At 74.1% G+C, this 2,626-nt stretch carries 3 protein-coding genes; 2 read left to right on the forward strand and 1 reads right to left on the reverse strand.

Annotation, left to right across the window (positions count from 1 at the left end):
* Positions 1–41 precede the first annotated feature (41 nt).
* Complete coding sequence (locus D180_RS20975; protein WP_017914310.1) at positions 42–443, reverse strand: CopL family metal-binding regulatory protein; 402 nt, start codon at positions 441–443, stop codon at positions 42–44.
* A 120-nt stretch (positions 444–563) separates the two neighbouring features.
* Between D180_RS20975 and D180_RS20980 the strand changes: the two genes are divergently transcribed.
* Together D180_RS20980 and D180_RS20985 are read left to right on the forward strand one after the other, a co-directional pair.
* Positions 564–1,004: a heavy metal-responsive transcriptional regulator gene (locus D180_RS20980; RefSeq protein ID WP_017914311.1), complete on the forward strand. Its 441-nt coding sequence runs from the start codon at positions 564–566 to the stop codon at positions 1,002–1,004.
* The coding region (locus D180_RS20985; protein WP_017914312.1) for a heavy metal translocating P-type ATPase at positions 1,001–2,626 on the forward strand (1,626 nt) is incomplete at its 3' end. The genes D180_RS20980 and D180_RS20985, both read left to right, overlap by 4 nt.

Genomic DNA, 2,626 nt, shown 5'->3' on the forward strand with positions numbered 1-2,626 from the left:
GGCTGCCGCCAGGAGGCCGCCCAACAGGCGGCCGCGCGCGCTCAGGCGCTGGGAGGACGTTCCAGCCGCGGCAGGCCGGGTGCGCCGTGCGCGCCCTGGGGAGCGGCGGCAATCAGGGTGCGGGGCAAGCGTGGCAGCGCCAGCGGCATCGCCAGCAAGGCCGGCAGCGGTTGCGCGTGCGGACATTGGCAGCCGGCCATGCCGCCGCAGTTGCCGTGCTTGCCGGCATGGTCGTGGCAGTGGCCGTCGTGCTCCGTCGGCGGCGGTGGCGGCGCGTCGTGACACGGCATTGCCGCATGCACCGGCGCCGCGCTGGCGACCGCGGCGTCGTTCTTCGAGGTGCCGTCCGTCGCCATGCCCGGCATCGCCATGGCGGCCGCGGTGCCGTTGAGCAGCAGGCTCAGGCACAGCAGCAGGCGCAGCAGGACGGCGAAGGTCGGCACGGACAGGCAGGACGTGGCGGCAGAAGGAACAAGAGGATACCGAAGCCGGCGTGGGCGGCAAGCGACCGCCATGCGGCAAGGCTTGACTCTGGACCCGACTCCAGGGAGTAGGGTGTGCGCATGCGATCCGACCCCGCCACCACCCGCTTCACCATCGGCGCGCTCGCCCGCCAGGCCGACGTCGCCATCGACACCGTGCGTTACTACGAACGCCAGGGCCTGCTACCGCCCGCCCCGCGCCGCGCCTCCGGCTACCGCGAGTACGACGCCGCGGCGGTGCAGCGGGTGCGCTTCATCCGCCGCGCCAAGGAACTGGGCTTTTCGCTGGAGGAGATCGGCGAGTTGCTGGCATTGCAGGACGATCGTGTGCACGGCGTGGAGGGCATCAAGCAGCGCGCCAGCGCGCGCCTGCAGGCGCTGGATCGGCGCATCGCCGAGCTGACCGAGATGCGCGACACCCTGGCGGCGCTGGTCGAGGAGTGCCCCGGCCGCGGTGCGCCGGACGCCTGCCCGATCCTGGGCGACATCCGCGGCGATGCCGCCGGCGAGCCGTCGCGATGAGCACGGGCCGCGCCACCGCGTCGCTGACCCTGCCGGTGCAGGGCATGACCTGCGCCGCCTGCGCGGCGGGCGTGGAAAAGGCGCTGCAGCGCCTGCCCGGCGTGGCGGCGCAGGCCAGCTATGCCGGCGCGCGCGTGCAGGTGGACTACGACCCGCAGCAGGTGGATCTGCCGACGCTGCTGCAGCGCATCCAGCAGGCCGGCTACTCGGTGCCGACGCAGACTGTGACCCTGGAACTCAGCGGCCTGCACTGCGCGTCCTGCGTCGCGTCCATCGATGCGGTGCTGGCGAAGACCCCGGGCGTGCTCGCCGGCCACGCCAACCTGGCCTCGGCCAAGGCGCGGGTGGAGATCGTGTCCGGTGCGGTTGCGCCGGCGGAGCTGGTCTCACGGATCGAACGCGCCGGGTTCGGCGCGCGCGTCGCCCAGGCCATGGACCCGGCGCAGCTGGCCGAGCGCGAGCGCGACGAGCGGCGCGCCTGGCGACGCGAGCTGGGCCTGTTCGCCGCGGCGGTGCTGCTGACGCTGCCGTTCTGGGGGCAGATGCTCGGCATGCTGGATGGCGACCCCCTGCGCGGCGCGCACATCGAACCGCTGCCGCGCTGGCTGCAGTTGCTGCTCGCCACGCCGGTGCAGTGCTGGATCGGTGCGCGCTTTTACCGCGCCGGCTACCGCGCGCTGCGCAACGGCAGCGCCAACATGGACGTGCTGGTCGCGCTGGGCACCGGCATGGCCTATCTGTACAGCGCCGTGGTCACCGTGGCCGGCCTGCACGGCCAGCACGTGTACTTCGAGGCCAGCACCAGCGTCATCACCCTGGTGCTGCTCGGGCGCCTGCTCGAGGCCCGCGCCAAGCGCCGCACCACCGCGGCGGTGCGCGCGCTGCTCGACCTGGCGCCGACCACTGCGCGGGTCGAGCGCGACGGCGACATCGTAGAGGTGGACGCGGCGGAACTGGCGGTCGGCGACGTGTTCGTGGTCGCTGCCGGCGAGCGCGTGCCGGTCGACGGCGAGGTGCTCGAGGGCCATTCCAGCGTGGACGAGGCGATGCTGTCCGGCGAGGCCATGCCGGTGGCCAAGGCGCCGGGTAGCCGCCTGCACGCCGCGACGGTCAATCAGCTGGGCCTGCTGCGCGCACGCGCCACCGGGGTCGGCGCGGACACGCTGCTGGCGCAGATTGTGCGCATGGTCGATGCCGCGCAAGGCTCGCGTGCGCCGATCCAGCGCCTGGTCGACCGCATCGCCGCGGTGTTCGTGCCGGCGGTGCTGGCCATCGCCGCGGTCACCCTGGGCGCGACCTGGGCGCTGGGCGGCAGCTTCGCCGAGGCGCTGGTGCACGCGGTGGCGGTGCTGGTGATCGCTTGCCCGTGCGCGCTGGGCCTGGCCACGCCGACCGCGATCATGGTCGGTACCGGCGTCGGCGCGCGCGCCGGCATCCTGATCCGCGACGCCGAGGTGCTGGAACGCGCCCGCGCGCTGACCGCGCTGGTGGTCGACAAGACCGGCACCCTGACCCTGGGCCAGCCGCAGGTGACGGCGGTGCTGGTCGCCGACGCGGCCGAGACCGCGCCGCTGTTGCGCCTGGCCGCGGCGCTGGAGACCGGCTCGGCGCATCCGCTGGCG

The sequence above is a fragment of the Xanthomonas sp. SHU 166 genome, assembly GCF_000364685.1.
Classification (GTDB): Bacteria; Pseudomonadota; Gammaproteobacteria; order Xanthomonadales; family Xanthomonadaceae; genus Xanthomonas_A; species Xanthomonas_A sontii.